Genomic DNA, 26,013 nt, shown 5'->3' with positions numbered 1-26,013 from the left:
ACCATCACCGATAAAAGAACAACCATCGACAAAAAAGGCCCCACAAGGGGCCCTTCGTCTACTGACGGAAGCGCTGGCAAGGCTGCCAGTACTGCATCAGCAGGTAATACATGATGCCGGCAGGCAACAGACTGGCGTACCAGGACACGGAGGTGAAGGTCAGGGCTACCATGGCGCCGGACAGGGCCGCTATGATGGCACCATAGTTGACACCTTTGTAAGGACCCTGCTCGTCATAGAGCTTGTCCAGATCCAGCTTGCGGCGACGCAGGATGAAGTAGTCCACCACCATGACCGCGAAGATGGGACCGAGGAAGGCCGAATAGGTCTGCACAAACAGTTGCAGTCCGGCAGAAGACTCCTCCTTGACCAGTTCCCAGGGGAAGGTACAGAAGGCCAGCAAGCCCACCAGTATGGTGGAGGTGCGGAACTTCAGCTTGAACACGTCCATCAGGATATAGGTCGGCGGTACCACGTTATTGAGTACATTGGTGGTCACCTGGGCGAAGGCGATGAACAACAGGGTGATGACCAGCAGCGGCGTATTGTCGACGGCACTGGAGAAGACCTGAATCGGATCGGACACGCCGGTGGCGCCGGACACCATCAGGCCAATCAGACCCATGAACAGGGTGCAGGGCAAGATGGACATGGCGTAAATCACCGTCAGCAGACCCGGCCTGGTGCCTTCTTTCAGTTCACGGGAATAATCGCTGACGTTCAACATCATGGTGCTGTAGATACCGAGGAACAGCATGGTGGCGCCCCAGAACGGCATACCCCAGGTACCTTCGACGTTCACCAGATTGGTGGTGATTTCCTCACCGTAGCGGTTGATCACGCTGTAGAACATGTAGACCAGTGCCAGCAGAATGAAGCCGCTGCCCACGTTTTCCAACCACTTGATGCCCTGAAAGCCGAAGATCGACAGGCCAATCTGCAGGAACTGGAACAACACGAAATACAGCACCAGGTTGTCGAAACCGAACAGGGTGGCAGACACCGCGTTCAGGGCTCCGGCGCCGATCCAGCTTTGAAAACCGTACCAGACGATGGCCGGTATGGCTCGCACCAGCCCCGGAAAGCGGGTACCGGCAAAGCCGAAGGCGGCCCGCGCCTGCACCATGAAGGGAATGCCGTATTTGTAACCGGCGGCACCGTTCAGTGCCAGCGCAATACCAATCACAAAGCAGCCGATGGCAATCGCGACACAGGTCTGCAGCAGGTTGAGGGTGCCGACGATACTGGAGCCCATGGTAAAGGTACCAATGGATACGCAACCACCGAACCAGGCCAGCAGGTAGGAAAACCGCCCCATGATCCTGTGTTTCTGCGGTGCCAGTGATTCTTCACCTGCCTTCTTGTCATTGCCGCCGGCTGCCTCGGCCGGCCCTGCTTTGCCTGTTTGCATGGGAATGGCGACGTCGCTGTTTACATTCTGAATAGCCATAGTCTAGTCCTCGGTATTCCATCACTCGGAGCGTTAACTGCCCCAGTCCTCTGCCGGCTGCCCTGAGCCGTGCATTTGTTGCGACAGTCAAACTACCCTGTCTGCCGCAGTGTGGGTACATCGTCTCAGGCGATATTGAGTTGTCGCCCCGGATACGCCATTTCCGGCCGCGGCCAGTTGAAGGTCAGCACCTTGCTGGTACCCAGTTTCATCTCCACCATGGCCTCACAGAGTTTGACTGCCGCCACGGTGCCATCGATCACCGGAATGCCGATTGCCTGCTCGATATATTCCCGATACTGGGACATACCGGCGCAGCCCAGCACTATGGCTTCGGCGTGATCTTCTTCCCGCGCCCGCTGGCACTCGGCAACCACCTTGGCGATGGCGGCGTCCGGCGACGTAGCCAGATCCAGCACCTTCATCGGGGTGGTGCGAATTTTTTTGCACTGCTCGCCAAAACCGTAGCGACTGACCAGATGCTCGGTCATGAAGCGTACCCGGGGGGCCGTGGTCACCACGCTGAAACAGGCTCCGCTCATCACCGCCATGTGAAAGGCCGCCTCGGCAATGCCCAGCACCGGCTTGTCGGTCAGCTCCCGGGCGGCATAGAGTCCCGGGTCACCAAAACAGGCCAGCACATAGGCGTCGATATTTTCCTCCCTATCGCCTTTTGCAATCTCTTCCAGCACGCCGGGTACCGACAGTGCCTCGTCGTAGAAGCTTTCGATGGAAGCCGGGCCGCTGCCCGGGCTGACCGCCAGAATGTCGGTATCGGGTCGAGCCACCTTGTCGGCCAGTTTTTGCAGCGCATCGGTAAACGACTGGGTGGTATTGGGGTTGATGATCTTGATTCTCACTGCGCGCTCCTTGTTTACGAACATATAGATTTATTGTTAACGATTGAAACAATAGAACAATCGTTAACGATCTGTAAACATGTTTTCAACGCGGCAATATGTTGTGAATGTGACTCAAGGCTCGCGCCAGCGACCCAGTCCATCCTATCCAGGTGGAATATATAAGCATGATTAATAAGAAAATTATCACCAAACTCATATGGATAAAACCACCAGAAATAAAAGACAAGAGAGTCAGACAGACCACCAATTGTGCATCAAATGTTTTTTGTTTGTTATCGAAATTGTGAGCTGGCGCATACCTTCCGAGCATAAAAAAACCCTCCATGGAGGAGGGTTTTCTCGATTACCACTGGCGTGAATGCTGCCGGCTCAGTACTCGGCGTTGTGGTAGACGTTCTGTACGTCGTCCACGTCGTTCAGCATGTCGAGGAAGCGCTCGAGCTGAGCCACATCGTCACCGGTCACTTCAACGGTGTTCTGGGGCACAAACTGAATGGTATCTACTTCAAAATCGATGTCGCCAAAGGTTTCGGTTAACGCCTGCTTGGTCTTGAAGTATTCGGTGTGAGGCGCAAACACAGTAATTTTCCCGTCTTCCTGCTCTACATCGGTCACATCCACGTCGGCCATCATCAGTGCTTCCAGCACGGCGTCTTCATCATCGCCGGCAAAAACCAGAATGGCGCAATGATCAAACATGTGACTGACGGTGCCGGAGGTACCGATTTTGGCCTTGACCTTGTTGAAGCACTGGCGCACATCGCCGATGGTACGGTTGGGGTTGTCGGTCAGACAATCCACGATCACCAGGCAGTTGCCGGGGCCAAAGCCTTCGTAACGGGCGGGCGAAAAGTCTTCACCGGCGCCACTGGTAGCTTTTTGCAGGGCTTTTTCGACGACATGGGCAGGCACCTGGTCTTTCTTGGCGCGTTCGATCAGGCCGCGCAGAGTCAGGTTGCCGTCCGGGTCGGCACCGCCGGATTTGGCGACAACGTAGATTTCACGGCCGTACTTGCTGTAGACCTTGCTCTTGGCATTCGCCGTTTTGGCGATGGATTCTTTGCGGTTTTGATAGGCTCTGCCCATGGGATGGTCTCGTTGTTCATCGGAAGAGGGCGAATTTTACACACAGAAAAGCACCAGATCTATTTTCATGTTCCCTGCCGCCCTGTTTTTCTGCCCGTCATCGTCAATAACCGGCAAATTCCTCGGTACGCAGCCGATCTTCGGCGACACCGGCATCAACAAGCATGATTTTCATCGCCGCCACCATACCCGGCGGTCCGTCCAGGTAATAAAGGGGCTTGGTCACGTCCGTCAGATGGCGGCCCAGCATGGCTTCATCTACATAGCCACGCTCCCCTTGCCAGTGTTGTACCGACTGGTCGGCCTGGCTCATGGTCGCCACCAGGGTGCAGAACGGGTCGGTGGCACAGGCCTGGGCCAATTCGTCGAGAAAGGCGGCATCTTCCGGCCGTCGATTGGCATAAAACAGCGTCATCTTCCGGCCCTTATTTTCATCGGCGCGAGTATCGGCCTGGTTCTCCGCTATGGCCTGCAGCAGCATGCTTCTTACCGGTGTGATGCCGATGCCGCCGGTAATGAACACCAGCTCCCGAGACGGATCGGCGGGCAGAGTAAAGTCACCATAGGGACCTTTAAGGGTCAATTCGGCACCCGATGTCAGGGTGTTCAGCACCCGCTTGAAGGCGCTGTCTCTGATGCGGGTGGCCACCATCAGTTCAGGCTCGGTGGGGGTTGAAGCCAGGGACAGAATACGACCGCTGCCCTCACCGTCGGTTTCGGGCGGATCAACCAACCCCAGGCGGACGCACTGACCGGCCTTGAAGCTGAAATCATCGGGCTTGTCGAAATACAATGCCAGGGTGCCTTCGGCAACCTGCTGCTTGCGCTTGAGTTTAAGCTGATAACCGGCCATGACCGACACTCCTTCTACCCGGCTCAGGCTTCAATATCCAGCTCGATGCCGACGTGCTCCTCCGGGTGACGGTAACGCCGGTTAATGACATCGAGCCGATGGCTCATGGCGGGGCTGGCGCCAATAGAACAGGCTTCGCCCCGGTGCAGCCCCAGCCAGAGCTCGAGGGCCGCCTGACGCCGGCTTCGCTCCCGATCCTGATGGCGCGGCCGAATGGCCACATAAGGCTGCACCGCCGTGATCACCGGTATCGCCGGGCGACGCGCCTGGTCGGCCTGGGCCGCCTCGGTGCCGGGCTGGACCAGATTAGGCACCATATTGGGCAAGATCACCGGTATTGCCATCGCAACCTCCCTGCATGAATCACCTGATTATGGTCGCTGTCGCCTGATTTGGCCTCTTTGCCGCACCTTCGGCCTCAGTGCCGCAACCGATAGCCGGGTCCTTGTGCCTGACTTACTCGCTCACTGACTACAAGCCAGCCACCGATGAGGGACACCGAGCACTTATCCGCCGTCGTTTCGAGTGCTGCTTGCGCCCATCCGCTTAGTGTCATTCGCCCTTTTTGGCATCAGATGCAACAAAGGCACTTCTGAACTGCTTTCGGTAGGCCGCCGGAGAGATCGAGAATGCGGCCGAAAAATGCTGCCTGAAACTGACGGTCGATGCGAATCCGGAATCACTGGCCACCCGGTCAATATTGATCTCGCTCGTTTCCAGCAGCCGCTGGGCCAGGGCCAGCCGCTGCGCCAGCAGCCAGTGGCTGACCGTGGTGCCGGTGGCCTTGCGAAACTGACGGGAGAAGTTGCGCCGGCTCATGACCGCCTGCTCTGCCATCGAGTCCAGGCCAACCGGTTGCGTCAGGTTGTCCGTAGCCCAGTCCATGGCCCGCGTCAGACGATCGCAGTCGACGGGCCGGGGCAACGGTTGCTCGATATACTGAGCCTGCCCACCACCGCGATGCGGGGCGGTCACCAAGCGACGGGCCAGACGGTTCGCCACATCGGCACCGTGGTCGCATCGCACCAGATGAATACAGCAGTCAATTGCCGCGGCGGTGCCGGCCGAGGTGAGAATGTCGCCGTCATCGACATAGAGCACATCGAAGTCGAAGCTGACATCGGGATATTTTTGGGTGAAATCACCGGCCCAGACCCAATGCGTGGAGGCTCTGCGACCATCGAGCAACCCGGCCTCGGCCAGGACAAAGGCTCCGAGACACAGCCCCACCAGACGGGCACCGCGCGCATGCGCCGCACGCAGGGCATCAAGCAAAGCCTCTGAGGGGCGTTCGTCCGGATCGAACCAGGCGGGAATGATCACCGTATCGGCAGTGTTCAGTGCCGACAAATCGTGAGGAACATTAATCGAAAAACCCGACCGTGTGGCAATGGCTCCCGCCTGCTCCGCACACACCACCACATCGTAACGCGGCACCCCGAGCCGAGCCAGATCATCACCAAACACCGCACAGGGCACGGAAAGGTGAAAGGGACTGATGCCATCGAAGACGACGACGGCAATGCGATGTTCAGAAGAAGATGTCATGTTGGCCCAATCCCATCGGTTGTTGTCACTTGGGACACTGTTTCGCATCGAGGGTAGGCGATAGAGTGATTACACACAAGGGCGGCACACCACCAGCCCTTCATTCCTGAACGCAACCACCAAAAGGATCACGACCATGAACCACCCAACCATCAGAGCCATTACCGGCGCCACCAAGACCCAAAGTATCAACCGTAACAACACGGCGCTGCTGGTAATCGACTTTCAGAACGAGTATTTCACCGGCAAGCTGCCGATCCCCGAGGGCAAGGTGGCACTCGACAACGCGAACCGGCTGATAGCCATGGCCGATGCCTCGGGAATGCCGGTATTTCACGTGCAGCACCTTACCCCTCCCGGCGCTCCGATCTTTGCCGAAGACGGCGAGACCGCTGCCTTTCATGCCGATATTCAGCCTGCCAAGCATCATGTGGTGGTGCATAAATCATCGGTTAGCGTATTCCCGACCACCGACATAGACGCGCAGCTCAAGGCCGGAGGCATCAACACCCTGATCATCAGCGGCCTGATGACTCACGCCTGCGTAGCCGGGGCGACCCGCGATGCGGTGCCGCTGGGCTATGATGTCATCGTTGCCGACGACGCCTGCGCCACCCGCGATCTGACCGGTGACGACGGCAAAACGGTACCTTATGCCGTGCTGCACCAGGCCTCACTCGTCACGCTGAGCGACACCTTCGCCGATGTTCAGACCACAGATGCCATTTTGGCGCTACCGCTGGTTTAAGCCGCTGCCTGCCGATCCCGCATGCCGGGATCAGCAGGCAGGCTGTAAAAAAACGCGGATTTTCTCGGCGGTGGCGTCCGGGTGCGAGATAAAGGGAGCGTGAGACGCCCTGAGCTCAACATGGCTTTGGCTGTGCGGAGCCAGGGCATCGACCAGGGCAATGACTTTTTTCGGCACCAGGCCGTCGAGCCGGCCATACAGGCGCAACATGGGTAATTGCAGCTGGCTCAAGCAACCACGCAAATCCACGCTTCCCAGCAAAGCCAGACCGGCGGCCAGCGCGGCCGGATCCGGCGCCGGTTTTTGGGCCAGGCTGTCACGCAGCTGACGAATGTCTTCCCGGGCATGCTCGCTTCCCATCGCCTGCAGCGCCAGAAAGCGATTGACCACCTGCCGGTGATCCTCGGCCAGTTGCTGCTCGAATCCCGACAGCACGGCGGGCTTGATGCCCGGCCAGTCGTCTTCGGCCACAAACCGGGGTGAGCTGGCCAGGGTGATCAGACTGCGTACTCGTGCCGGCGCCCGCAGGGCGGCATGGGTGGCAACCAGCCCGCCCAGCGACCAGCCCAGCCAGGACGCCTGGTCGGGCACCGCACCCAGCACGGCGGTGGCCCAGTCATCCAGGCTGGCATGCACAGGCAGCGCCGGGCTGTGGCCGAAACCCGGCAAGTCGACCAGATGCAGCCGAAAGTCCGCTTCCAGCCGCTGAGCCAGCCCCTGCCAGACGGCACCATTCATGCCCCAGCCGTGCAACAACACCAGCTCCGGCCCCCGGCCGCGCCGTTCTACATATACACTCATCAGCAAATCCCGTTATCTTGATACCGCCATGATAAGACGGCTGACCGCCCGCTTACAATCCGGCTCTCTCTGGTGGGGCCAGTGCCTGTTGTGCCGACATGACTGCGAGCAACAGGCACTGATCTGCCGCCAGTGTCGGGACGAGTTGCCGCAGCTGGAGCGCCCCTGTCCGCAATGCGCCTTTCCGCTGGCGGTGGCAGATGCTCACTGCGGACAGTGCCAGCGCCGCCCCCCGCCCTGGCAACGGATGCAGGTGCTGGCCGACTTCGAATCGCCCCACCCTCGCCTGATCCACGATCTCAAATATCATCAGCGAGCGCTAAACGGTCGCCTGCTCGGTCAGTTGCTGGCCCGACGGCTGGCACCGCCTTACCCGGAGGCTATTCTGCCGGTGCCCCTGCACTGGTGGCGACAGCTCTGCCGGGGCTATAACCAGGCTACCGAAATCGCCCATGGCCTGCACGAGATACTGGATATACCGGTGGATACCCGGATCTTGCGTCGACTTCGCTCCACCGCATCCCAGACCCACCTCAACCGCCGCCAGAGAAAACGGAATCTGCACGGCGCCTTCGCCGCCCGAGCGGTACCGTATCAACACGTGGCATTGCTGGACGATGTGATCACCACCGGCACCACCATGACCGAGCTGACCCGGCTGTTGCACCGGCAAGGAGTAAGCCGGGTGGAGGTGTGGGCAGCCTGTCGGACTCTTGAGCACTGACGACTATTCAAGTGGCGACAACAAGGGTATGATAAAAGTTGAGTTGTTTAGTCAGGTTTACGAGGATAGCGATGATTACGATTTCCGAAACCGCCCAGGAACACTTCCGCAAACTGTTGTCGCAACAGCCGGAAGGCACCAATATCCGGGTGTTTGTGGTTAACCCGGGCACCCCCAACGCCGAATGCGGCGTCTCTTATTGCCCGCCCGATGCTATCGATCACGACGATATGCATTTACCGTTCGAAGGTTTTGAGGCGGTCGTGGATCAGCAAAGCGTCTCTTTCCTGGACGCCGCCGAAATCGATTTTGTCAGCGATCAGATGGGCTCTCAGCTCACCCTGAAAGCACCCAACGCCAAAATGGCCAAGGTGCCCGATGATGCGCCGCTGGCAGACAGAGTCGAATATGTGCTGCAGTCCCAGATCAACCCGGGGCTGGCCAGCCACGGCGGCAAGGTAGTGCTGACCGAAATCACGCCGGACGGCCTGGCCATTCTGCAGTTCGGCGGCGGCTGCAACGGCTGTTCCATGATTGATGTCACGCTGAAAGATGGCATCGAAAAACAGTTGCTTGAACTGTTTGCCGGCGAAATTACCGGCGTGCGCGATGCCACCGATCATGAGCGCGGCGAGCACTCCTACTACTGAGTTCATCACTCTGATAGTAAAAAGGGAGCCATTATGGCTCCCTTTTTGTATGCGGCTGTTGCTTAGGCGAATTATTCCGCCTTGCGATCCCGGCTCAGCAGGGCAATGGCCGCTTCTCTGGCATTCTTGCCCTGATACAGCACCTGATAAACCTGCTCGCAAATGGGCATTTCCACACTGTAACGAGCCGCCAGCTGATGCACTTCGGCGGCATTGCGATAGCCTTCCACCACCTGACCGATGTCGGCCATGGCGGCCTGCACCTCCAGTCCCCGACCGAGGGCCAGGCCAAAACGGCGGTTGCGCGACTGATTGTCGGTGCAGGTCAGCACCAGATCACCCAGCCCCGCCATCCCCATAAAGGTTTCCTGTCTGGCGCCCAAAGCCACTCCCAGGCGCTGCAGCTCCACCAGGCCTCGGGTGATAAGCGCGGTACGGGCATTGGCACCAAAACCGAGGCCGTCGGCCAGGCCAGCGCCGATGGCGATGACGTTCTTCACCGCCCCGCCCAGCTGTAACCCCACCATGTCGTCGTTGAGATAAACCCGGAACGAGCGATCACAGTGCACCAAATCTGCCAGATCGCCGGCAAAGTCGTCATCGGTGGAAGCCAGCGAAATGGCCGTGGGCAGACCCATGGCCAGCTCTTTGGCGAAGGTGGGGCCCGACAACACCGCCAGCGGAACCTGGTCACCCAGAATATCTCGGGCCACATCCTGCAACAGACTGCCGGAGGTCGGGTCCAGACCCTTGGTGGCCCAGGCGACACGGCTGTCTTTACGCAAAAACGGCTTTATCTGTTTCAGCACATCGGCAAACACGTGGCTCGGCACCACCACCAGCAGGTCACGGCTGGCCTGCACCACCTGTTCCAGCGCGGCTGCCGGGCAGAGGCTGTCGGGAAAGGTGGCGTCAGGCAGAAAGACCTTGTTGCAACGATCGGCGGCCAGGGTGACCACCTGCTCGGGCCTGTGGCTCCACAGCAGGGTCTGGTGACCATTACGCGCTATGGCAATGGCCAGTGCCGTACCATAGGAGCCGGCACCCAGAACCGAGATGGCGGCATCCTTGTGCATCAGGCATCCGCCTGCTGTTGCTGGGCACGCTGTACGTGGGCGGCAAACAGGGCATCGAAGTTCACCGGCGCCAGGTTCAGCTGCGGGAAGGAACCGCGACCCACCAGGCTACCCACGGTTTCCCGGGCATAAGGGAACAGGATGTTGGGGCAGAAGGCACCCAGGCAGTGGGCCAGTTGCGGCTCGGCCATGTTGCCGATGGTGAAGATACCGGCCTGCTGAATTTCACACAGGTAAACGGTTTCGCCTTCGCCCATCTGGCAGGTCACGGTCAGGGTCAGTACCACTTCGAATACGTTGTCACCCAGGCGAGCGCTCTTGGTATCCAGATCCAGCTTTACTTCGGGCTTCCATTCTTTCTGGAATACCAGCGGCGTGGACGGCGCTTCGAAAGACACGTCTTTCAGATAAATGCGCTGGATCTGAAATTCAACCTGCTGCTGGGCCTCGGTGTTGGCGCCATTTTCTGATTCGGCCATGAAGATATCCTTATTTTTATGCGTTGAAAGATTAACGTTTGGTTACCGGCAGGTTCTGGGTACGCCAGTCTGCCATGCCGCCACGCAGGGCGTGAACCTGTTTGAAACCAGCCTTGGTCAACAGACGGCCGACACCACCGGTGGTCATGCCGGTTTCGCACACCAGCACCAACGGCTTGTCCTGATACTTTTCAATCAGGTTCAGGTTGTTGGCCTTGAGCTGAGCAGCGGGCACGTTAATGGCACCGGCAATATGCCCCTTGCGGAATTCCTCGGCGGTACGCACATCCACCACCACGGCGTTTTGCTTATTGATAAGCAGCACCGCCTGCTGGGTGGCGACTAACTGCACCTTGGTCAGTTTAGACATAAGGGTCATATAGATGATTACGGCAACCAGACCCAGCCAGACCATGCTCAGCATGGGATGACTGGCGGCAAAATCGAGGTATTCTTGCATAATGTTACTTCTTTCGAGTCAAAATACGGAAAAGCCCGAGTATACATGTGGCATCGGTAAATAACAGCAGCCCGAGGCCCAATCGCCCCTCTCCATCTTCTCCGCCGGAATTGCCGTCGGTCTTCGGCTGGAGACCAAATCGGCAACTGTAGTAATATGGCGAGAGTTTCGGCCTCTTCGACCTCAACGTTCAAATAACAACATAGGTTTACACTATGAACTCGACCAAAAAGCCCCTGGTTCTCATCATTATGGATGGATGGGGTTATAGTGAAAAAACGGAACATAACGCCATTCACACCGCACATACCCCTGTGCTCGACAATCTGATGAAACAGCACCCCTCGATGCTGATTTCCACCTCGGGTCATGACGTAGGCCTGCCCGAAGGCCAGATGGGCAACTCCGAGGTCGGTCACGTCAACATCGGTGCCGGCCGCATTGTCTATCAGGATCTGACCCGTATCGACAAAGCCATCGAAGACGGGGACTTCTTTACCAATCCGGTGCTGGCCGCGGCCGTGGACGGCGCCACCGGTCTGGGCAAGGCCGTGCATATCATGGGCCTGCTATCGGCCGGTGGCGTGCACAGCCATGAAGATCAGATAGCCACCATGATCAAGATGGCCGCCGAACGCGGTGCCGAACACATCTATCTGCATGCTTTTCTCGATGGCCGGGACGTCGCCCCCCGTTCAGCCCAGACGTCCATCGAACGGTTCGACACCCTGTTTGCCGAGCTGGGCAAGGGCCGCCTGGCCTCGGTGGTGGGTCGCTACTTCGCCATGGACAGAGACAATCGCTGGGATCGCGTACAAAACGCCTATGATTTGCTGACCCAGGGCCGGGCCGAGCATCGCTTTGCCACCGGTGTCGAGGCGCTGCAGGCCGCCTACGCTCGGGAAGAAAACGACGAGTTCGTCCAGGCCACCACAGTAGGTGAGCCGGTTTCCATGCAGGACGGCGATGCGGTTATCTTCATGAACTTCCGCGCCGACCGGGCCCGGGAGCTGACCCGTGCCTTCGTGCAGGATGATTTCACCGGCTTCAAACGCACCAGTCGGCCGACCCTGAGCCACTTCGTGATGCTGACCGAATATGCCGCCGACATTGATACCGCCTGCGCCTATCCGCCCGAGTCCCTGCCCAATACCCTGGGTGAGTGGCTGGCGGCGCACGGAAAGACTCAACTGCGTATTTCCGAAACCGAAAAATATGCGCATGTCACTTTCTTCTTCAACGGCGGACGGGAAGAATGCTTCTCCGGCGAACAGCGCGAGCTGATCCCCAGCCCCCAGGTGGCCACCTACGATCTGCAGCCGGAAATGAATGCCGAACTGCTCACCGACAAGCTGGTTGCCGCCATCAAAAGCCAGGCGTATGACGTCATCATCTGCAACTATCCCAACGGCGACATGGTCGGCCACACCGGGGTGTTCGAGGCGGCGGTCAAGGCATGTGAAGCGGTAGACCGTTCCATCGGCCGCGTGGTAACCGCGCTGGAAGAAGTGGGCGGCGAGGCGTTGATCACCGCCGACCACGGCAATGCCGAGCAGATGGTCAACCCGGTGACCGGCCAGATACAAACCGCCCACACCAACCTGCCGGTGCCGCTGATTTACGTGGGCCGCGATGCCGTTCCGGCAGAGAAGGGACGGCTCTCGGATCTGGCACCGACCATGCTGAGCCTGATGGGGATGGAAACACCCACGCAAATGACTGGCAAGCCTCTGATGGTTCTGAAATAATCAGGCCCATATGGGCAAACAACGACTGATCGGTTCATTACTATTATGGATAAGCACCGGCCTGATGGCCGGTGCTTTCGCTTGGGCGGATGACAGCAAGGATCTCAAGAACGTTCAGGGTCAGATCACCAGCCAGAAGCAAAACGTACAGCAACAGAAAAAGCAGCTGGGCCAATTACAGCAACAACTCGCCAAAGATGAAAAAGCCATTTCCAGCCTGGCCCGGGAACTGAACCAGACTCAGCACAAGCTGAAAGAAAACGAAGTCGCTCTCGCCCGGCTGGACAAAGAACACCAGGCCCTGGGCAAACAGGCCGAGCACCAGCAACAGTTGCTGGCGGAACAACTCAGGGCCGCCTATCAGAATGGCCGTCACGACTACCTGAAATTACTGCTCAACGGCCAGGACAGCACCGAGATAGAGCGATTGCTGCATTACTATGCCCATCTCAACCAGGTGCGGGCCGACGCCCTGCACCAGCTGGCTCGCACCCGCGAGCTACTGGCCGACAACCGCCGTCGGGCCGAGCAGAGCCGCAACCGGCTCAACCAACTGCTGGCTCGACAAGAGACCGAACGGCAAAAGCTGAGCGATCAGCAGGCCAAACGCAGCCAGACCGCCAAACAGCTCAATGCCACCCTGGATCAGAGCAATCAGCGCCTGACCAACCTGCAACAGGCGGCCAATCACCTGGAACAACAAATCAAGGCTGCCCAGGAAAGAGCAGCCCGAGAACAGGCAGCCCGGGAGCGAGCCGCCCGGGAACAGGCCGAACAAAATCGGCTGGCCCGCCAGCAAGGTAGCTCCGGCAGAACGCCGGTGGTCGCCAAGCTCAACGGTAACTTCGCCGGACTGGCCAAGGGCAGCCTGCCCTGGCCGCTCAAGGGATCACTTATTCATCGCTTCGGTGCCGCCCGCACCAGCCAGCTGAATTGGAAAGGCCTGTTGATCGGCGCCCCGGCCGGCAAGGAAGTCAGCGCCATCGCCAACGGCCAGGTGGTTTACGCCGACTGGCTCAGTGGTTTCGGTATGGTGATGGTCATCGATCACGGTAAGGGTTATATGAGCCTCTATGGGCACAACCAATCTCTGCTGCGCCATCCCGGTGACAAGGTCAAGGCCGGCCAGCCCATCGCCCTGAGTGGCGAAAGCGGCGGCCAGGACAAACCCGGCCTCTACTTCGAAATCCGCTATCGGGGCCAGGCCATCGATCCCCAGCCCTGGCTGACACGGGGCTGAGATTAACGCTCTCCTCACGCTAGCAGGTCGCCGACTCCAGCTCGGCAATCAGCCATAACGCCTCGGCCTGACCGGTGCCGCAGACATCGGCCATCGCCTTGAAAGTACCGCACACCGCCGGCCGCTCCGGCTTGCCAAACAGCGCACAACGCAGATCGTCCAGCAGGTGAAGGCAGGGCTCACCGGCGGCCTTGCCATGGGGCATGCCCGGCAGCGGACCGCTGATACTGGGGGCAATACAGCAGGCACCACAATTGCTTCGACATTCCATCACATCACCTCTCGACTGACCGGCCAGTATACCCTGTGACGCCACCAGGGTCAGGCCGGCTTCGTCAGTAGCGCCGCCAATGTCGATACATGCTGGTCTTGCACCCCCTGCCTGACCAGCGCCTCGGCCAGATTAAGCAGATAATCCCGGTTACTGCCACTGGGGCCGTGAGCGCCGGCAATTTGCGCTGCCATGTCCTGCAGCGGGGCTTCGCCCAGAAAGGCAGCATTATCTTCGGTAGCCAGATAAATCAGCCCTTCCACCGCTTGCTCTGCATCGAAATGTACCGGCACCAGTGCGCGCAGGTAGCCGTTTTTCTCCCGCATATCCAATTGGGTAAGCACCTCGGGGCGAATACGATAGGCCATGCCGTCACAGCGAGCGTAGGGATCGCGAGTCAGGGTCACCACCCGCCCGGGAGCATCCGGGGTGCCGCGATGATCGTGAGAGCCCTGCCAGAACCGGCGGCACCAACCGTGGATCCAGGCCGGCCTGCGCTCCAGAAAGGGGAAGTCGGCCTTCCAGATCAGAGAGCCGTAGCCGAACAGCCAGAAAGAATCGTGCCGGTCGAAGTGAGTCATGCGGAGATTATGTTGGCTGGTGTCAAATGTCATGGCAAACCTCTTGAGACATAGCCGGAAGCCATCGGCGTTAGGCAATCAGCGACAAAGAATATCAAAATCCGAAAGCGACAGGCTATTTGTCTTTGGCTGATCGCTTACATTAAGACTTACCACCGTCCGAAGGGCTTGAGCTTCGTGGTAAAATGGCGTTTTTTATGACACAGGATGTTCACCATGCGCCTGACCGTTCACTGCCTGGAGCAGCTACCGGCCATTCATCGTCATCATGCCGACATCATCTTGCAGGGCAGAGCCCTGCCCGAGCAGGCGGTATTTTATCTCGCCACCTTCAACGACAAGGCCGTGGCCCTGGCCTGGCGCCGGCAGGAGCGGCTCGACTTTATCGCGGTGCGCGATATTACCCGTCGCCGGGGCATTGGCCGGGAGCTGCTGCGCCAGATCAGGCTGGAAGCGGCGGCGGCCGGACTAGAGCGGCTTGACTGCAACCCGGCCCAGGCCCCGGAAGAACAAAGAGCCGGGCTCGCCGCCTTTCTAACCAGTGAGGGCTTCGGCACCCAGGCAGGAATGCTAAGCTATTACCTAGCAAAATAGCGGCCTGGACCAAGAAAGGTCGACGGCAAAAGGAGACGGTAATGAAGATGAGAACCGAACGGGACTCCATGGGCGAAATACAGGTGCCTGATCACGCCCTCTATGGCGCCCAGACCCAACGCGCCATCAACAACTTTCCGATCTCCGGCCAGCAACTGCCTCCGGCCTTTATTGATGCCATCGCCCGCATCAAAGCGGCCTGCGCCCATGCCAACGGCCAGCTGGCCCGACTGGATCAAGACAAGGCCGACGCCATTATTCAGGCTGCCGGCGACATAATCGAAGGCAGGCACCCGGATGCCTTTCCCATCGATATTTACCAGACCGGCTCCGGCACCAGCACCAATATGAACGTCAACGAGGTGCTGGCGCACCTGGCCGCCGCCCGCCTGGGCAAGGCGGTGGGCGCCAATGACGACGTCAACATGGGCCAGAGCTCCAACGATGTCATCCCTTCCGCCATTCATGTCAGCGCCGCCCTCAGCCTGAGCCGTGAGTTGCTGCCGGCCCTGCACCAGCTGGAACAGGTCATCCTCACCAAGGCAGAGCAGCTGCAGTGTCAGGTAAAAACCGGCCGTACCCACTTGATGGATGCCATGCCGTTGCGCTTCGATCAGGAACTGGGCGGCTGGGCCACCCAGATACGTTATGGCCGAGAACGACTGGAAGGGCTTCAGAGCCGGCTGCAGCAACTGGCGCTGGGCGGCACCGCCATCGGCACCGGTATCAACGCCGATCCGCGACAGGCCCAGTTGGCCTGCGATTATATCAACCGGCACACCGGGCTCGATTTCTGTCCGGCCGAAGACTATTTCTACAGCCTGAGCAGTCAGGACACGGCAGTAGAACTGTCGGGGCAGCTCAAGACCCTGGCGGTGGCCCTGATGAAAATCGCCAACGATTTGCGTTGGATGAATTCGGGCCCACTCACCGGTCTGGCGGAAATTCAGCTGACTGCCCTGCAGCCGGGTTCGTCCATCATGCCCGGCAAGGTCAATCCGGTGATCCCGGAGGCGGTGGCCATGGTGGCAGCCCAGATAATTGGCCTGGACGCTGCCATCACGGTGGCCGGCCAGTCCGGCAACTTCCAGCTCAATGTCATGCTGCCGCTGGTGGCCAACAATCTGCTGACCATGACCCGACTGCTGGCCAACAGCAGCCCCTTGCTGGCCGACGCCATCTCGGGCTTTACCGTCAATCAGCCGCATATCGATCGGAGCCTGGCCAGAAACCCGATTCTGGTGACTGCCCTCAACCCGGTGATCGGCTACGACCGGGCGGCCTACATCGCCAAGCAGGCCTATGCGGAAAACAGGCCGATACTGGAAGTCGCGCTGGAAGAAACCGAACTATCGGAACAGGAATTACGCCAGCTGCTGGATCCGGCGACGCTGACCAGAGGCAGCCAACAGGAGTAACTCGGTCACATTAAACAAACGATCTATTTCATTGCTGTGTAAACGTCGGACAAAGTGCCCGCTCCGCCGACACGCTATGAATACATCCATGTACGCTCTCTGTTGCATCACTGAAACAGAAGGTCGGCGGAGCAGATCCCTTTGTCCTCCAGATACTGCAGAGTCACCTGTTGGCCCGTCTACAGACAACTCGGTGCTCGAGAAGAGGCAACAGAGATCGATTCCCACGACCGTGACATGCCAGGGATGGCATGTCCGAGCTTACATGGATGTATTCATAGGTGTCGTGGGAGTCGGCTCTGTTGCCTCAGTAGCTACGAATACAACAATAACCAGATGCTAATGAGATGGGTATTAAACAGCCCGTTGGCAAACAAAAAGGGATGCCTGAGCATCCCTTTTCGCTTATATCAGACCATTCATGCCCGGCTGGTTACAGAATGATGTCCTGCAGTGTCTGGTTCTTGCGAGACAGAATATGAGTCGAGTGAATGCGGCGCACAGTGCGCGACTTGCCGCGGATCACCAGAGTTTCGGTATGCGCATAGTAACCATCACTGCTGATACCTTCCAGCAGGTCACCCTTGGTGATGCCGGTTGCCGCGAACAGCACGTTATCGGTACGAGCCATGTCTTCCAGCTTCAGCACCTTGCCGACTTCGATGCCCATCTGCTTGCAGCGTTCGATCTCTTGCTGGCCCAGTGCCAGGTTCTCTTCACTGGGTCCCTTGACCTCGTAACGAGGTACCAGACGAGCCTGCATGTCACCGTCAAGCGAGCGTACTGCCGCGGCAGAAATCACCCCTTCCGGCGCGCCGCCGATGCAATAAAGCATGTCGACCTCGCTCTCGGGAATACAGGCGAGAATGGACGCCGCCACATCGCCGTCGGGCACGGCGAATACCCGAACACCCAGGGCTTGTATGGTCTTGATCGCCTTGTCGTGACGCGGCTTGGCCAAAGTGATCACGGTAAAACGGGACAACGGCTTGTTCAGGGCCTTGGCGACCGCCTTGATGTTTTGCTCTATCGATTTGGTTAAATCGATAGCGCCTTTGGCGCGGGCGCCGACGATCAGCTTTTCCATATACATGTCGGGGGCACGCAAGAAAGCGCCCTTTTCACCGACGGCAATGACTGCCAGGGCGTTAGACTGACCCATGGCCGTCATGCGAGTGCCTTCGATGGGATCGACGGCGATATCGACATCTTCCCCTCCAGAACCGACTTTTTCGCCGATATAAAGCATGGGGGCTTCGTCGATCTCGCCCTCACCGATCACCACTTCACCACTGATTTCGATTTCATTCAGCACATGACGCATGGCCGCCACGGCAGCGCCGTCGGCGATATTCTTGTCGCCTCGTCCCAGCCACTTGTAGCCGGCCAGGGCGGCGGCTTCAGTCACTCGGGAAAATTCAATGGCCAATTCACGTCTCATGAAGATTTCCTACTCGTTCGGGTTATCGCTATTTACCCAATATGCGCTGTTGCAGAATACGATAAACATCGGGCATTTCTTCTTTCTCGGATACACAGACATCCAGGTCGTGCAGTCTGCCATCCTTAATACCGTATACCCAGCCGTGTATCGACAGTTCCTGCCCACGCTGCCAGGCATGCTGCACTATGGTGGTACGACACAGGTTAGCCACCTGCTCGACCACGTTCAGCTCGCAAAAGGCGTCTTCTCTTGCCTGCTCGGGTTCAACGCCGAGCAAGTCTTTGCGGTACCTGTGATATAAATCTTTAAGGCTGCACAACCAGTTATCAATGAGTCCCAGCTCTACATCACCCATTGCGGCTTTAACGCCACCACAACCGTAGTGACCACAAATAATAATGTGCTTCACTTTCAACACTTCAACCGCATATTGTACCACCGACAGACAGTTGAAGTCGGTGTGCATCACCAGGTTGGCCACGTTACGATGCACGAACACGTCACCGGGCAGCAGACCGGTCAGCTGGTTGGCGGGAACCCGGCTGTCGGAACAGCCAATCCAAAGATACTCGGGCGCCTGTTGCAACGCTAACTTCTCGAAAAAAGTCGGATCTTCCGCCTTGATCCTCTCTGACCATTCCTCGTTATTGTTAAACAGATGCTTCAGTATTTTCATGGGATTATCCTGCTTTTATCTGATCAAAAATAAGTTATCGACGGAAAAAAGGCCCCGTCGGGGCCTTCCACCATGATTTTGTTGTTACTCAGGCATCCATGGCCGCTTTCAGCTTTTTCAGTGCGCTTTTCTCAAGCTGACGAATACGCTCTGCAGACACACCATATTCATCGGCCAGGGTCTGCAGTGTGGTCTTGTCGTCTTCATCCAGCCAGCGAGCCTGAATAATATGCTGGCTACGCTCGTCCAGCGTGGCCAGAGCCGCACGCAGACGGCGATTGGCCGTTTGCTCCCAGTTGGCTTCTTCCACCTGATGAGCCACGTCCGAGGCATGATCCTGCAGATAATGCACCGGCGAAAAGCTGGTGTCTTTGTCGTCGTCATCGGACGCCAGATCGAAGGCCTGATCCTGAGCGCTCATGCGCGACTCCATCTCCAGCACTTCAGCAGGCAGGACACCCAGGTTTTCGGCTACCATTTCCACTTCCTGCTGGTTGAACCAGCCCAGACGCTTCTTGGACTTGCGCAGGTTGAAGAACAGCTTGCGCTGTGCCTTGGTGGTCGCCACCTTGACTACGCGCCAGTTACGCAGCACGTATTCGTGAATTTCTGCCTTGATCCAGTGCACCGCAAAGGACACCAGGCGCACACCCACGGTAGGGTCGAAGCGTTTGACCGCCTTCATCAGGCCGATGTTGCCTTCCTGGATCAGGTCGGCCTGCGGCAGGCCGTAGCCGGAATAGCTCTTGGCAATATGCACCACAAAGCGCAGGTGCGACATGATCATCTGGCGGGCCGAGGCCAGGTCACCATCATTCTGCAGCCGCTCGGCCAGTGATTTTTCTTCTTCCGCACTCAGCACGGGAATGGTATTGACTGCCTGGATATAGGCCTCCAGGCTACCCTGGGGAACCAGGGCAAAGTGGCGCTGAAAATCTGTCGTCATTAAACTCGCATTCATTACATGACTCCGTATCAAAACAGCTGCGGCGTGCACCCTGCCATGACGTTGGTGGTCTGGTTGTGCGCACATCGCAAGATAAGGGCGCAGCAACGGAAAATGTATTTATCTGGGAATAAATGTCAAGCGGATCGCCTGTTTCTGCTCCCATGAGACCACAAGAAGGGCATCAAGTTCAACTCGGCTCTATGGCGCGAATGTGACGCCGCACCGAAAATCCGGACGCCAGCAGGCTGAGCAGAGTGCCGGTCAGGATAAGCAGCAGGCTTTCCTGCGCCCCCAACCCCAGCAGATCAAAGTCACTCTGATACAGGGCTGCCAACGCATTCACCTTATGGCTGAGCCAGAACACCATCACCAGGGTCAACCACCAGGCCAGCAGACCACCGATAATGCCGTACCAGAGCCCCACATATAAAAAGGGCCTCTGAATGAAGCTGTCGGTCGCCCCCACCAGCTTCATCACCTCTATCTCGTAACGGCAATTGAGGATGTTAAGCCGCAGGGTGTTACTGACCACCAGCAGCACACCGGCCAGCAACAGGGCGGCCATGCCCACCACCGCCTGCCGCAACAGATCGACGATGCCCGACAGCCGAGCCAGCCAGGCCATGTCCAGGCGAGCGGTGGCCACTATGGGCTCGGCACTCATGTCAGCCAGCAGTAGCTCGGCGGCATCCGGCGCCCGGCCACTCTCGGACAGGTTCAGAATAAACACCGCCGGCAGCGGGTTGTCTTCCAGCAGCTCCAACGCCTCGGCAAAACCGGCGGCACCCTTGAAGTCGGCCAGCCCCTGAACGGCGCTGATGTAGGTAATTTTTTCTATCTCGGCCATGATCGCCAACCGCTGCTGCAGCTCGGTAGCCTGAGCTTCGGTCGCATCCTGCTGTAAATACAGGCTGATCTGCGCCTTGCTCTGCCAGAATTCGCTGACCGACTCGGCATTTTTCAACAGCACATAAAAACTCGCCGGCAATGCCAGGCTGACCCCCAGCACGGCGATGGTCATCAGCGAACTCAGCGGAGTACGCCACAACTCACCCAGGCTGGCGAACAACTGACGCAGGTGGTCGACGCCATACATGGCCAGACGCTGCGGCCAGGACAACTTGTGCCTGCTCATACGCCCTCCTCCGTCTGCAGTCGGCCACTATCCAGGGTCAGGGTACGATAACGCTGGGAGTTGATAAGACCGGTATCATGGGTGGCAATCAGCACGCTGACGCCGACTCGATTAAAAGCTTCGAACAGGCGCAGAATTTCCATCGACAGCTCGGGATCCAGGTTACCGGTCGGCTCATCCGCCAGCAACAATGATGGCTTGTTGACGATGGCCCGGGCAATGCCCACCCGTTGCTGCTCACCGCCGGACAGCATGGGCGGAAAGTAACGGTCTTTGCCGAGCAAACCAACCTTGTCGAGCGCCGCCGACACCCGGCGCCGGATATCCTGGTGACTATAACCTTCGATCACCAGCGGCAGCGCCACGTTGTCGAATACGGTACGGGCGTTAATCAGGTGATGATCCTGAAAAATCATACCGATACGGCGGCGCACATAGGGAATGTGGCCGCGGCCGATACGACTGACATCCTGATCGTTGAACAGCACCTGGCCGTCGGTGGGCCTTTCCATCACGCTGATCAGCTTGAGCAGGGTGCTCTTGCCGGCCCCCGAATGGCCGGTAAGATACGCCATCTCCCCCTTCTCGAGGTGGAAACTGACCTTCTGCAGGGCCTGAAAGCCACCGCTGTATACCTTGCTAACCTGCTCGAAGCGGATCATTTATTCTTCCTGACTGAAAAGCGCGTCGATAAATTCCCGGGAATTAAAGGGTCTCAGATCGTCAATTTTCTCGCCCACGCCGATGTAACGAATGGGGATGCCGAATTTATCGGCCACCGCGAATATCACCCCGCCCTTGGCGGTGCCATCCAGCTTGCTCAGGGTAATACCGGTAATGGGCACGGCCTCGTTAAAGACCTTGGCCTGGCTCAGGGCATTCTGGCCGGTACCGGCATCCAGGGTCAGCATGATCTCGTGTGGCGCCGCCCCATCTATCTTCTGCATCACCCGCACGATTTTCTTCAACTCGTCCATCAGGTGCGCCTTGTTCTGCAGGCGACCTGCGGTATCGGCGATCAGAACATCGACCTTGCGCGCCTTGGCGGCCTCGACTGCATCAAAAATAACCGACGCGGCATCGGCGCCGGTATGTTGAGCGATAACCGGGATCTGATTGCGTTCGCCCCATACCTGCAGCTGTTCCACCGCCGCGGCGCGGAAGGTATCACCTGCCGCCAGCATCACCGATTTGCCTTCGGCCTGAAACTGGCGCGCCAGTTTGCCGATGGTGGTGGTCTTGCCGACGCCGTTCACGCCGACCATCAGGATGACATAAGGCTTGTGCTCGCTGTCGATCACCAGCGGCTTGTCGACCTTGTCCAGGATCTGCCCCATCTCTTCTTTCAGCAGCTCATAAAGCGCTTCGCCATCTTTCAGCTGACGGCGACTGGCCTGACGGGTCAGGTTGTCGATGATCGACAAGGTGGTTTCTACCCCCAGATCGGCGGTCAGCAGCTGGGTTTCCAGCTCTTCGAACAACTCGTCATCAATCTTCTTGCCGCTGAACAAACCGAAGAAGCCTGAGCCCAGGTTTTGCCTTGTTTTCAGCAGCCCCTGTTTCAGGCGGGCGAAAAAACCCTGCTTGGGCGTCTTTTCGACTTTTTTAGCGGTCTGCTCGGCTTCTTCTGCCAACCGGGTCTGCTCCGCCGCTTCGGCTTCGGCGGCGAGACGAGCTTCTTCTTCTACCGCCAGCCGTGCTTCTTCTTCCGCCCGAGCCTGGGCTGCCGCCGCCAGACGGGCCTGTTCGGCCGCCTCGGCTTCCGCCGCCAGCCGGGCCTGTTCCGCCGCTTCGGCTTCCGCCGCCAGCCGGGCCTGTTCGGCCGCCTCGGCTTCGGCCGCCAGCCGGGCCTGTTCGGCCGCTTCGGCTTCGGCCGCCAGCCGGGCCTGTTCCGCCGCTTCGGCTTCCGCCGCCAGCCGGGCCTGTTCGGCCGCCTCGGCTTCCGCCGCCAGCCGGGCCTGTTCGGCCGCTTCGGCTTCCGCCGCCAGACGAGCCTGTTCGGCCGCTTCGGCTTCCGCCGCCAGACGAGCCTGTTCGGCTGCCTGAGCCTGCTGTTCCTCTAATGCCTTTTCTACCTCTGCGGTGCCGGATTCAATTTCCGATTCAATCGCCGGCTGTTCCGCCTGTTTTTGTTCTTCTGCTACGTCCTGCTGATCTTTGTTTTTACCAAAGCCCAGCCAGGAGAAAAAACCTTTTTTCGCCATCCTGCTATTACTCGCTTGTGTCGGGGGAGATTAGGGCTGGCCGTGACTCGGCCCCTTCATTAGAATACTCACCCCTTATGGGTGCAAAACCGCCTTATACTAGCACTTTATTGAAAGACGACGAAACGAGATGGCAAAAGCAAAACCGGCAAAAAACACCTCGACAGGCGGTGGACAAATCCGCCTGATAGGTGGCCAATGGCGCGGACGCAAGTTGCCGGTGCTGAACAGCGAAGGGCTCCGGCCTACCACCGACAGAATAAAAGAAACCCTGTTCAACTGGCTGATGTTCGACATTCGTCACTGTCGTTGCCTCGATCTCTTTGCCGGTAGCGGCAGCCTGGGATTCGAAGCCCTGTCACGTGGTGCCATCGAGGTGGTACTGGTAGAAAAAGATGCCAAAGTGGCTCAGCAGCTACAGCACAACCTGACCAGCCTGCCCCGGGCGCCGGGCCGGGTCATCAATACCGATGCCCTCGCCTTTCTGCAAACGACAGCGACGCCGTTCGATCTGGTGTTTCTGGATCCGCCGTTTCATCGGGAACTGCTGCCCAGCGCCTGTCAACTGCTGGAACAGAACGGCTGGCTGAGCGAAGATGCAAAAATCTATATCGAGCGAGAACAGAATTCGGAATTCTTGCCGTTGCCGCCAAACTGGCGGCTGCTGAAAGACAAGCAGGCAGGCCAGGTCAGTTATCAACTTTATCAAAGGGAAAAAATGGTATGAAGGTATTAAATGTCGTGATGCGACTGGTCATGCTGGTGTTCTGGGCCGGTATTATTTATGCGCTGCTAGGTCCCGACTTTCAGGAAGTGGGCTCCATGCCGCTGATCCTGGGTGCCGTGGTGCTGTTCATGCACCTGTTGCAGATGCTGATGCTCAAGCAGGTCGCCAACGTGCTGCATCCGACTCTGAAAGATTACCTGGCGGTATTGGTGTTCGGCTCCTTCGCCATGCACCATCACAGAGCCCGTCTGAAAGAAATGATGGAAGAGAAGCGCTGAGCACAGGCCTTATACCAATTTGCATAAAGATCTGATCATTTTTAAACCGAGCTCAGAGGCAACACAACCACCTCCCTGGCATCAGGGAGGATAAAGGGATCTGCTCCGCCGATCCTCCGCACCAAGGATGGCGCGGCGGAGCCTACAGGAGGTATTCACGGCGTGTCGGCGGAGCGGACCCTTTGTCCAACCTTTGCAGAGCAACCAAATAGATCAGTTCTGTAATCTGTTTGGTATTACTGCTCGCTGGTGTCGGCCTCATGGCCGCACTGCCAGCAGATTTCAAAGCTGCCGGCATTATGCTCGCCACAGCGCCGACAATACCAGGCCGGACCGGCACCTCGTCGATAAGGCTCCAGGATGAGCTGTGCCTGCTCCAGATCCCGCGGCCGTACCAACAGAGTCACTTCCACGGCATTGACTGGCAGCTCTCCCAAGGCGCCGGACAAGGCCTCACCCTGCAATTGCACTGTCACTCCCGACACTTCCAGCGATCCCTTCAGGGTATGCGCCTCCAGGCTGTTGGCTGCCTGATAAACCGGAATCCACTCGCTCATGCTGCCCTCGTGCCGGAATGGCAGATAGAAAAAGGGGGTGACATCGTGTCACCCCCTTTTGGGTTGTCGTATGGTTAATCCTTAAACCAAGTTGCTCCCTGCATTCCCTGACAAATTACCTTATCCTTAAGGTGTTCCTCTTCCCGATCCATCGGGGTGTCCTGGTCATCCTGACCGCGATTCATCCTGAGTCGCTCGACTATCTCCGTCCTGGAGGTGTCCTTGACCGCATCCTGCGGGGGTTCCTTTTGCCGTTCCTGGCAGCCTGTCTTCCTGACCGACTTCCTTGCTCCTTGCCCTTCTAACTATAGAGAACTTCGCTCATGCCTCAAGGCAAAAAAGCAGACAAAAAGTTCATCACGGAACACACAAATAAATTAAGCCTTTGTTTTAAATTAATAAAAAATATATAAGCATCACTAATCTTTCATATTAAAAGGCTTTATCCACTCCCTTATTGAGAGATCTCTTACAGTATAAAAGGTCAAATTCGTACGTGCACTCCACACCATAAAACGGTAGCCGAGAAAGAGCGCCACGCTTAGGATAAAACCGTCTGATATAAAGGAGTGATTTTGATGAAAACGTTACAGTTGCCATCGGTATTGGTGGACTCAAAGTGGCTGAAAGCCCATCTGCAGCATCCGGATCTGGTGGTGCTGGACGCCAGTTGGCACATGCCCGCCGCCAAGCGATCGGGAGAACAGGAGTGGCACCAGCAACGCATTCCCGGCGCGCGCTTCTTCGACTTCGACAGTAAAATCAAGGACAAGGACAGTTCACTCCCCCATATGCTGCCATCGGAAGCCCAGTTTTCGCGACAGGTATCGGAGCTCGGCCTGAGCAATCACCACCACGTCGTAATTTACGACAGCAACGGTATCTTTGCCGCGCCACGGGCCTGGTGGATGTTCAGGGCCATGGGACACGAACAGGTCGCGGTGCTGGATGGCGGCCTGCCGGGCTGGCTAAAGCAAGGCTATCCGCAGGAAAGCGGGGAACCAACCGACGTCGCGCCCGGTCATTTTGTCGCTCGCCGGCAAGCCGACTGGATAGCCGATGCGTCCCGGGTGCAGAACACCCTGTCACAGCCTGGCACCCGGATACTGGATGCCCGGAGTCTGGAACGATTCAGCGGCCAGGTCGCCGACCCTCGCCCCGGAGTTCGTCCCGGCCATATGCCGGGTGCCCATTGCCTGCCCTTTGCCGACTTGCTGGAGCAAGGCCATTTCCTGCCCCAGGAGCAGCTGAAGCAGAAACTGGCACCGTTGCTGGCTCCCGAACAACATCTGATCTGCAGCTGCGGTTCGGGCGTCACCGCCGCCATTCTGGCACTGGCGGCAACGCTGATCGGTCATCGACAGATCGCGGTCTACGACGGCTCCTGGACGGAATGGGGTGGCAGCAGCGACTTGCCGGTAGTCACCGACAATTAAAAAAATGCCCGCCATCA

The 26,013-nt window shown here is 58.2% G+C and carries 29 protein-coding genes; 10 read left to right on the top strand and 19 right to left on the bottom strand.

Annotation, left to right across the window (positions count from 1 at the left end; translation table 11 throughout):
- Positions 1 to 58 precede the first annotated feature (58 nt).
- The 6 genes from ACLEIV_RS05860 to ACLEIV_RS05835 form a co-directional block, all read right to left on the bottom strand.
- A complete protein-coding gene (locus ACLEIV_RS05860; RefSeq protein WP_410455725.1) occupies positions 59 to 1,450 on the bottom strand; it encodes an NCS1 family transporter in 1,392 nt (463 codons plus the stop codon).
- 125 nt (positions 1,451 to 1,575) lie between these two features.
- Complete coding sequence (locus tag ACLEIV_RS05855) at positions 1,576 to 2,310, bottom strand: aspartate/glutamate racemase family protein (protein WP_410455724.1); 735 nt, start codon at positions 2,308 to 2,310, stop codon at positions 1,576 to 1,578.
- A 372-nt stretch (positions 2,311 to 2,682) separates the two neighbouring features.
- Complete coding sequence (locus tag ACLEIV_RS05850) at positions 2,683 to 3,399, bottom strand: YebC/PmpR family DNA-binding transcriptional regulator (protein ID WP_410455723.1); 717 nt, start codon at positions 3,397 to 3,399, stop codon at positions 2,683 to 2,685.
- A 103-nt stretch (positions 3,400 to 3,502) separates the two neighbouring features.
- Positions 3,503 to 4,252 carry a ferredoxin--NADP reductase gene (locus tag ACLEIV_RS05845; RefSeq protein ID WP_410455722.1) on the bottom strand — a complete coding sequence of 250 codons (750 nt, stop codon included), beginning with the start codon at positions 4,250 to 4,252 and terminating at the stop codon, positions 3,503 to 3,505.
- A gap of 23 nt (positions 4,253 to 4,275) precedes the next feature.
- Positions 4,276 to 4,596 carry a hypothetical protein gene (locus ACLEIV_RS05840; protein ID WP_410455721.1) on the bottom strand — a complete coding sequence of 107 codons (321 nt, stop codon included), beginning with the start codon at positions 4,594 to 4,596 and terminating at the stop codon, positions 4,276 to 4,278.
- Positions 4,597 to 4,804: 208 nt separating this feature from the next.
- Positions 4,805 to 5,800 carry a GlxA family transcriptional regulator gene (locus tag ACLEIV_RS05835; RefSeq protein ID WP_410455720.1) on the bottom strand — a complete coding sequence of 332 codons (996 nt, stop codon included), beginning with the start codon at positions 5,798 to 5,800 and terminating at the stop codon, positions 4,805 to 4,807.
- A gap of 136 nt (positions 5,801 to 5,936) precedes the next feature.
- Between ACLEIV_RS05835 and ACLEIV_RS05830 the strand changes: the two genes are divergently transcribed.
- Entirely contained in the window at positions 5,937 to 6,548 is a 612-nt protein-coding gene (locus ACLEIV_RS05830) for an isochorismatase family protein (RefSeq protein ID WP_410455719.1), read from the top strand.
- Positions 6,549 to 6,578: 30 nt separating this feature from the next.
- Here the strand turns inward: ACLEIV_RS05830 and bioH are convergent, their stop codons facing one another.
- Positions 6,579 to 7,349 carry a pimeloyl-ACP methyl ester esterase BioH gene (gene bioH / locus ACLEIV_RS05825; RefSeq protein ID WP_410455718.1) on the bottom strand — a complete coding sequence of 257 codons (771 nt, stop codon included), beginning with the start codon at positions 7,347 to 7,349 and terminating at the stop codon, positions 6,579 to 6,581.
- Between the two features lie 28 nt (positions 7,350 to 7,377).
- Here bioH and ACLEIV_RS05820 point away from each other — a divergent pair, with 28 nt between their 5' ends.
- Together ACLEIV_RS05820 and nfuA are read left to right on the top strand one after the other, a co-directional pair.
- Complete coding sequence (locus tag ACLEIV_RS05820; RefSeq protein ID WP_410455717.1) at positions 7,378 to 8,073, top strand: phosphoribosyltransferase family protein; 696 nt, start codon at positions 7,378 to 7,380, stop codon at positions 8,071 to 8,073.
- 71 nt (positions 8,074 to 8,144) lie between these two features.
- On the top strand, positions 8,145 to 8,723 hold the full coding sequence (gene nfuA, locus ACLEIV_RS05815) for a Fe-S biogenesis protein NfuA (protein ID WP_410455716.1): 579 nt from the start codon (positions 8,145 to 8,147) through the stop codon (positions 8,721 to 8,723).
- Positions 8,724 to 8,794: 71 nt separating this feature from the next.
- Here nfuA and gpsA read toward each other — a convergent pair whose 3' ends face one another.
- Genes gpsA through ACLEIV_RS05800 form a run of 3 tightly spaced genes read right to left on the bottom strand, consistent with a single transcriptional unit; the run spans position 8,795 to position 10,738 of the window.
- Positions 8,795 to 9,799 carry an NAD(P)H-dependent glycerol-3-phosphate dehydrogenase gene (gpsA, locus tag ACLEIV_RS05810; protein WP_410455715.1) on the bottom strand — a complete coding sequence of 335 codons (1,005 nt, stop codon included), beginning with the start codon at positions 9,797 to 9,799 and terminating at the stop codon, positions 8,795 to 8,797.
- Entirely contained in the window at positions 9,799 to 10,278 is a 480-nt protein-coding gene (gene secB, locus ACLEIV_RS05805; protein ID WP_410455714.1) for a protein-export chaperone SecB, read from the bottom strand. The genes gpsA and secB overlap by 1 nt, the downstream gene beginning before the upstream one ends.
- Before the next feature lie 31 nt (positions 10,279 to 10,309).
- Positions 10,310 to 10,738, bottom strand: coding sequence for a rhodanese-like domain-containing protein (locus ACLEIV_RS05800; RefSeq protein WP_410455713.1), 429 nt, complete (start codon positions 10,736 to 10,738; stop codon positions 10,310 to 10,312).
- 215 nt (positions 10,739 to 10,953) lie between these two features.
- Here ACLEIV_RS05800 and gpmM point away from each other — a divergent pair, with 215 nt between their 5' ends.
- Both gpmM and envC read left to right on the top strand, forming a co-directional pair.
- Positions 10,954 to 12,486, top strand: coding sequence for a 2,3-bisphosphoglycerate-independent phosphoglycerate mutase (gene gpmM / locus ACLEIV_RS05795; RefSeq protein WP_410455712.1), 1,533 nt, complete (start codon positions 10,954 to 10,956; stop codon positions 12,484 to 12,486).
- 10 nt (positions 12,487 to 12,496) lie between these two features.
- Positions 12,497 to 13,726 (top strand): murein hydrolase activator EnvC, encoded by a 1,230-nt coding sequence (envC, locus tag ACLEIV_RS05790; protein ID WP_410455711.1) that lies wholly within the window; start codon positions 12,497 to 12,499, stop codon positions 13,724 to 13,726.
- A 19-nt stretch (positions 13,727 to 13,745) separates the two neighbouring features.
- Here the strand turns inward: envC and ACLEIV_RS05785 are convergent, their stop codons facing one another.
- Positions 13,746 to 13,997 (bottom strand): YkgJ family cysteine cluster protein, encoded by a 252-nt coding sequence (locus tag ACLEIV_RS05785; RefSeq protein WP_410455837.1) that lies wholly within the window; start codon positions 13,995 to 13,997, stop codon positions 13,746 to 13,748.
- Positions 13,998 to 14,047: 50 nt separating this feature from the next.
- On the bottom strand, positions 14,048 to 14,611 hold the full coding sequence (locus tag ACLEIV_RS05780) for a gamma-glutamylcyclotransferase (RefSeq protein WP_410455710.1): 564 nt from the start codon (positions 14,609 to 14,611) through the stop codon (positions 14,048 to 14,050).
- Positions 14,612 to 14,794: 183 nt separating this feature from the next.
- Between ACLEIV_RS05780 and ACLEIV_RS05775 the strand changes: the two genes are divergently transcribed.
- Together ACLEIV_RS05775 and ACLEIV_RS05770 are read left to right on the top strand one after the other, a co-directional pair.
- A complete protein-coding gene (locus tag ACLEIV_RS05775) occupies positions 14,795 to 15,172 on the top strand; it encodes an acetyl-CoA sensor PanZ family protein (RefSeq protein ID WP_410455709.1) in 378 nt (125 codons plus the stop codon).
- A gap of 41 nt (positions 15,173 to 15,213) precedes the next feature.
- Positions 15,214 to 16,590 (top strand): class II fumarate hydratase, encoded by a 1,377-nt coding sequence (locus tag ACLEIV_RS05770; RefSeq protein ID WP_410455708.1) that lies wholly within the window; start codon positions 15,214 to 15,216, stop codon positions 16,588 to 16,590.
- A gap of 433 nt (positions 16,591 to 17,023) precedes the next feature.
- On the opposite strand, the gene glpX is transcribed toward ACLEIV_RS05770, so the two are convergent.
- The 6 genes from glpX to ftsY form a co-directional block, all read right to left on the bottom strand.
- Complete coding sequence (glpX, locus tag ACLEIV_RS05765; RefSeq protein WP_410455707.1) at positions 17,024 to 18,031, bottom strand: class II fructose-bisphosphatase; 1,008 nt, start codon at positions 18,029 to 18,031, stop codon at positions 17,024 to 17,026.
- Between the two features lie 28 nt (positions 18,032 to 18,059).
- The gene (gene can / locus ACLEIV_RS05760) at positions 18,060 to 18,710 is read right to left on the bottom strand and encodes a carbonate dehydratase (RefSeq protein WP_410455706.1); all 651 of its coding nucleotides are present in this window, start codon (positions 18,708 to 18,710) and stop codon (positions 18,060 to 18,062) included.
- 88 nt (positions 18,711 to 18,798) lie between these two features.
- Positions 18,799 to 19,656 carry an RNA polymerase sigma factor RpoH gene (gene rpoH, locus ACLEIV_RS05755; protein ID WP_410455836.1) on the bottom strand — a complete coding sequence of 286 codons (858 nt, stop codon included), beginning with the start codon at positions 19,654 to 19,656 and terminating at the stop codon, positions 18,799 to 18,801.
- A gap of 190 nt (positions 19,657 to 19,846) precedes the next feature.
- Positions 19,847 to 20,794, bottom strand: a complete 948-nt coding sequence (gene ftsX, locus ACLEIV_RS05750) for a permease-like cell division protein FtsX (protein WP_410455705.1) — start codon at positions 20,792 to 20,794, stop codon at positions 19,847 to 19,849.
- The gene (gene ftsE / locus ACLEIV_RS05745; RefSeq protein WP_410455704.1) at positions 20,791 to 21,456 is read right to left on the bottom strand and encodes a cell division ATP-binding protein FtsE; all 666 of its coding nucleotides are present in this window, start codon (positions 21,454 to 21,456) and stop codon (positions 20,791 to 20,793) included. Before ftsE ends, ftsX begins: the two co-directional genes overlap by 4 nt.
- Positions 21,457 to 22,998: a signal recognition particle-docking protein FtsY gene (gene ftsY / locus ACLEIV_RS05740; RefSeq protein ID WP_410455703.1), complete on the bottom strand. Its 1,542-nt coding sequence runs from the start codon at positions 22,996 to 22,998 to the stop codon at positions 21,457 to 21,459.
- A 130-nt stretch (positions 22,999 to 23,128) separates the two neighbouring features.
- Between ftsY and rsmD the strand changes: the two genes are divergently transcribed.
- Together rsmD and ACLEIV_RS05730 are read left to right on the top strand one after the other, a co-directional pair.
- Complete coding sequence (rsmD, locus tag ACLEIV_RS05735; protein WP_410455702.1) at positions 23,129 to 23,725, top strand: 16S rRNA (guanine(966)-N(2))-methyltransferase RsmD; 597 nt, start codon at positions 23,129 to 23,131, stop codon at positions 23,723 to 23,725.
- A complete protein-coding gene (locus tag ACLEIV_RS05730) occupies positions 23,722 to 24,003 on the top strand; it encodes a DUF1145 domain-containing protein (protein WP_410455701.1) in 282 nt (93 codons plus the stop codon). The genes rsmD and ACLEIV_RS05730 overlap by 4 nt, the downstream gene beginning before the upstream one ends.
- A gap of 236 nt (positions 24,004 to 24,239) precedes the next feature.
- On the opposite strand, the gene ACLEIV_RS05725 is transcribed toward ACLEIV_RS05730, so the two are convergent.
- On the bottom strand, positions 24,240 to 24,560 hold the full coding sequence (locus ACLEIV_RS05725; RefSeq protein ID WP_410455700.1) for a putative signal transducing protein: 321 nt from the start codon (positions 24,558 to 24,560) through the stop codon (positions 24,240 to 24,242).
- A gap of 578 nt (positions 24,561 to 25,138) precedes the next feature.
- Here ACLEIV_RS05725 and ACLEIV_RS05720 point away from each other — a divergent pair.
- A complete protein-coding gene (locus tag ACLEIV_RS05720) occupies positions 25,139 to 25,996 on the top strand; it encodes a sulfurtransferase (protein WP_410455699.1) in 858 nt (285 codons plus the stop codon).
- The last annotated feature ends 17 nt before the right edge of the window (positions 25,997 to 26,013 follow it).

It is taken from the genome of Oceanisphaera submarina (assembly GCF_046521305.1).
GTDB classification, from domain to species: domain Bacteria; phylum Pseudomonadota; class Gammaproteobacteria; order Enterobacterales; family Aeromonadaceae; genus Oceanimonas; species Oceanimonas submarina.
The sequence above is the reverse complement of the archived record's forward strand: the minus strand, read 5'-3'. Positions and strand labels throughout refer to the sequence as shown.

What these genes read in the sequence shown, in the direction of transcription:
- bioH (WP_410455718.1), bottom strand. Translation starts at nt 7,349, where the DNA reads ATGAGTGTATATGTAGAACGGCGCGGCCGGGGGCCGGAGCTGGTGTTG.
- ACLEIV_RS05770 (WP_410455708.1), top strand. Translation starts at nt 15,214, where the DNA reads ATGAAGATGAGAACCGAACGGGACTCCATGGGCGAAATACAGGTGCCT.
- ACLEIV_RS05800 (WP_410455713.1), bottom strand. Translation starts at nt 10,738, where the DNA reads ATGCAAGAATACCTCGATTTTGCCGCCAGTCATCCCATGCTGAGCATG.
- ftsY (WP_410455703.1), bottom strand. Translation starts at nt 22,998, where the DNA reads ATGGCGAAAAAAGGTTTTTTCTCCTGGCTGGGCTTTGGTAAAAACAAA.
- rsmD (WP_410455702.1), top strand. Translation starts at nt 23,129, where the DNA reads ATGGCAAAAGCAAAACCGGCAAAAAACACCTCGACAGGCGGTGGACAA.
- ACLEIV_RS05785 (WP_410455837.1), bottom strand. Translation starts at nt 13,997, where the DNA reads ATGGAATGTCGAAGCAATTGTGGTGCCTGCTGTATTGCCCCCAGTATC.
- ftsE (WP_410455704.1), bottom strand. Translation starts at nt 21,456, where the DNA reads ATGATCCGCTTCGAGCAGGTTAGCAAGGTATACAGCGGTGGCTTTCAG.
- ACLEIV_RS05780 (WP_410455710.1), bottom strand. Translation starts at nt 14,611, where the DNA reads ATGACATTTGACACCAGCCAACATAATCTCCGCATGACTCACTTCGAC.
- ACLEIV_RS05840 (WP_410455721.1), bottom strand. Translation starts at nt 4,596, where the DNA reads ATGGCAATACCGGTGATCTTGCCCAATATGGTGCCTAATCTGGTCCAG.
- ACLEIV_RS05845 (WP_410455722.1), bottom strand. Translation starts at nt 4,252, where the DNA reads ATGGCCGGTTATCAGCTTAAACTCAAGCGCAAGCAGCAGGTTGCCGAA.
- ACLEIV_RS05775 (WP_410455709.1), top strand. Translation starts at nt 14,795, where the DNA reads ATGCGCCTGACCGTTCACTGCCTGGAGCAGCTACCGGCCATTCATCGT.
- ACLEIV_RS05835 (WP_410455720.1), bottom strand. Translation starts at nt 5,800, where the DNA reads ATGACATCTTCTTCTGAACATCGCATTGCCGTCGTCGTCTTCGATGGC.
- ACLEIV_RS05820 (WP_410455717.1), top strand. Translation starts at nt 7,378, where the DNA reads ATGATAAGACGGCTGACCGCCCGCTTACAATCCGGCTCTCTCTGGTGG.
- can (WP_410455706.1), bottom strand. Translation starts at nt 18,710, where the DNA reads ATGAAAATACTGAAGCATCTGTTTAACAATAACGAGGAATGGTCAGAG.
- secB (WP_410455714.1), bottom strand. Translation starts at nt 10,278, where the DNA reads ATGGCCGAATCAGAAAATGGCGCCAACACCGAGGCCCAGCAGCAGGTT.
- ACLEIV_RS05830 (WP_410455719.1), top strand. Translation starts at nt 5,937, where the DNA reads ATGAACCACCCAACCATCAGAGCCATTACCGGCGCCACCAAGACCCAA.
- ACLEIV_RS05720 (WP_410455699.1), top strand. Translation starts at nt 25,139, where the DNA reads ATGAAAACGTTACAGTTGCCATCGGTATTGGTGGACTCAAAGTGGCTG.
- ACLEIV_RS05850 (WP_410455723.1), bottom strand. Translation starts at nt 3,399, where the DNA reads ATGGGCAGAGCCTATCAAAACCGCAAAGAATCCATCGCCAAAACGGCG.
- envC (WP_410455711.1), top strand. Translation starts at nt 12,497, where the DNA reads ATGGGCAAACAACGACTGATCGGTTCATTACTATTATGGATAAGCACC.
- rpoH (WP_410455836.1), bottom strand. Translation starts at nt 19,656, where the DNA reads ATGACGACAGATTTTCAGCGCCACTTTGCCCTGGTTCCCCAGGGTAGC.
- gpsA (WP_410455715.1), bottom strand. Translation starts at nt 9,799, where the DNA reads ATGCACAAGGATGCCGCCATCTCGGTTCTGGGTGCCGGCTCCTATGGT.
- ftsX (WP_410455705.1), bottom strand. Translation starts at nt 20,794, where the DNA reads ATGAGCAGGCACAAGTTGTCCTGGCCGCAGCGTCTGGCCATGTATGGC.
- nfuA (WP_410455716.1), top strand. Translation starts at nt 8,145, where the DNA reads ATGATTACGATTTCCGAAACCGCCCAGGAACACTTCCGCAAACTGTTG.
- ACLEIV_RS05730 (WP_410455701.1), top strand. Translation starts at nt 23,722, where the DNA reads ATGAAGGTATTAAATGTCGTGATGCGACTGGTCATGCTGGTGTTCTGG.
- glpX (WP_410455707.1), bottom strand. Translation starts at nt 18,031, where the DNA reads ATGAGACGTGAATTGGCCATTGAATTTTCCCGAGTGACTGAAGCCGCC.
- gpmM (WP_410455712.1), top strand. Translation starts at nt 10,954, where the DNA reads ATGAACTCGACCAAAAAGCCCCTGGTTCTCATCATTATGGATGGATGG.
- ACLEIV_RS05725 (WP_410455700.1), bottom strand. Translation starts at nt 24,560, where the DNA reads ATGAGCGAGTGGATTCCGGTTTATCAGGCAGCCAACAGCCTGGAGGCG.
- ACLEIV_RS05860 (WP_410455725.1), bottom strand. Translation starts at nt 1,450, where the DNA reads ATGGCTATTCAGAATGTAAACAGCGACGTCGCCATTCCCATGCAAACA.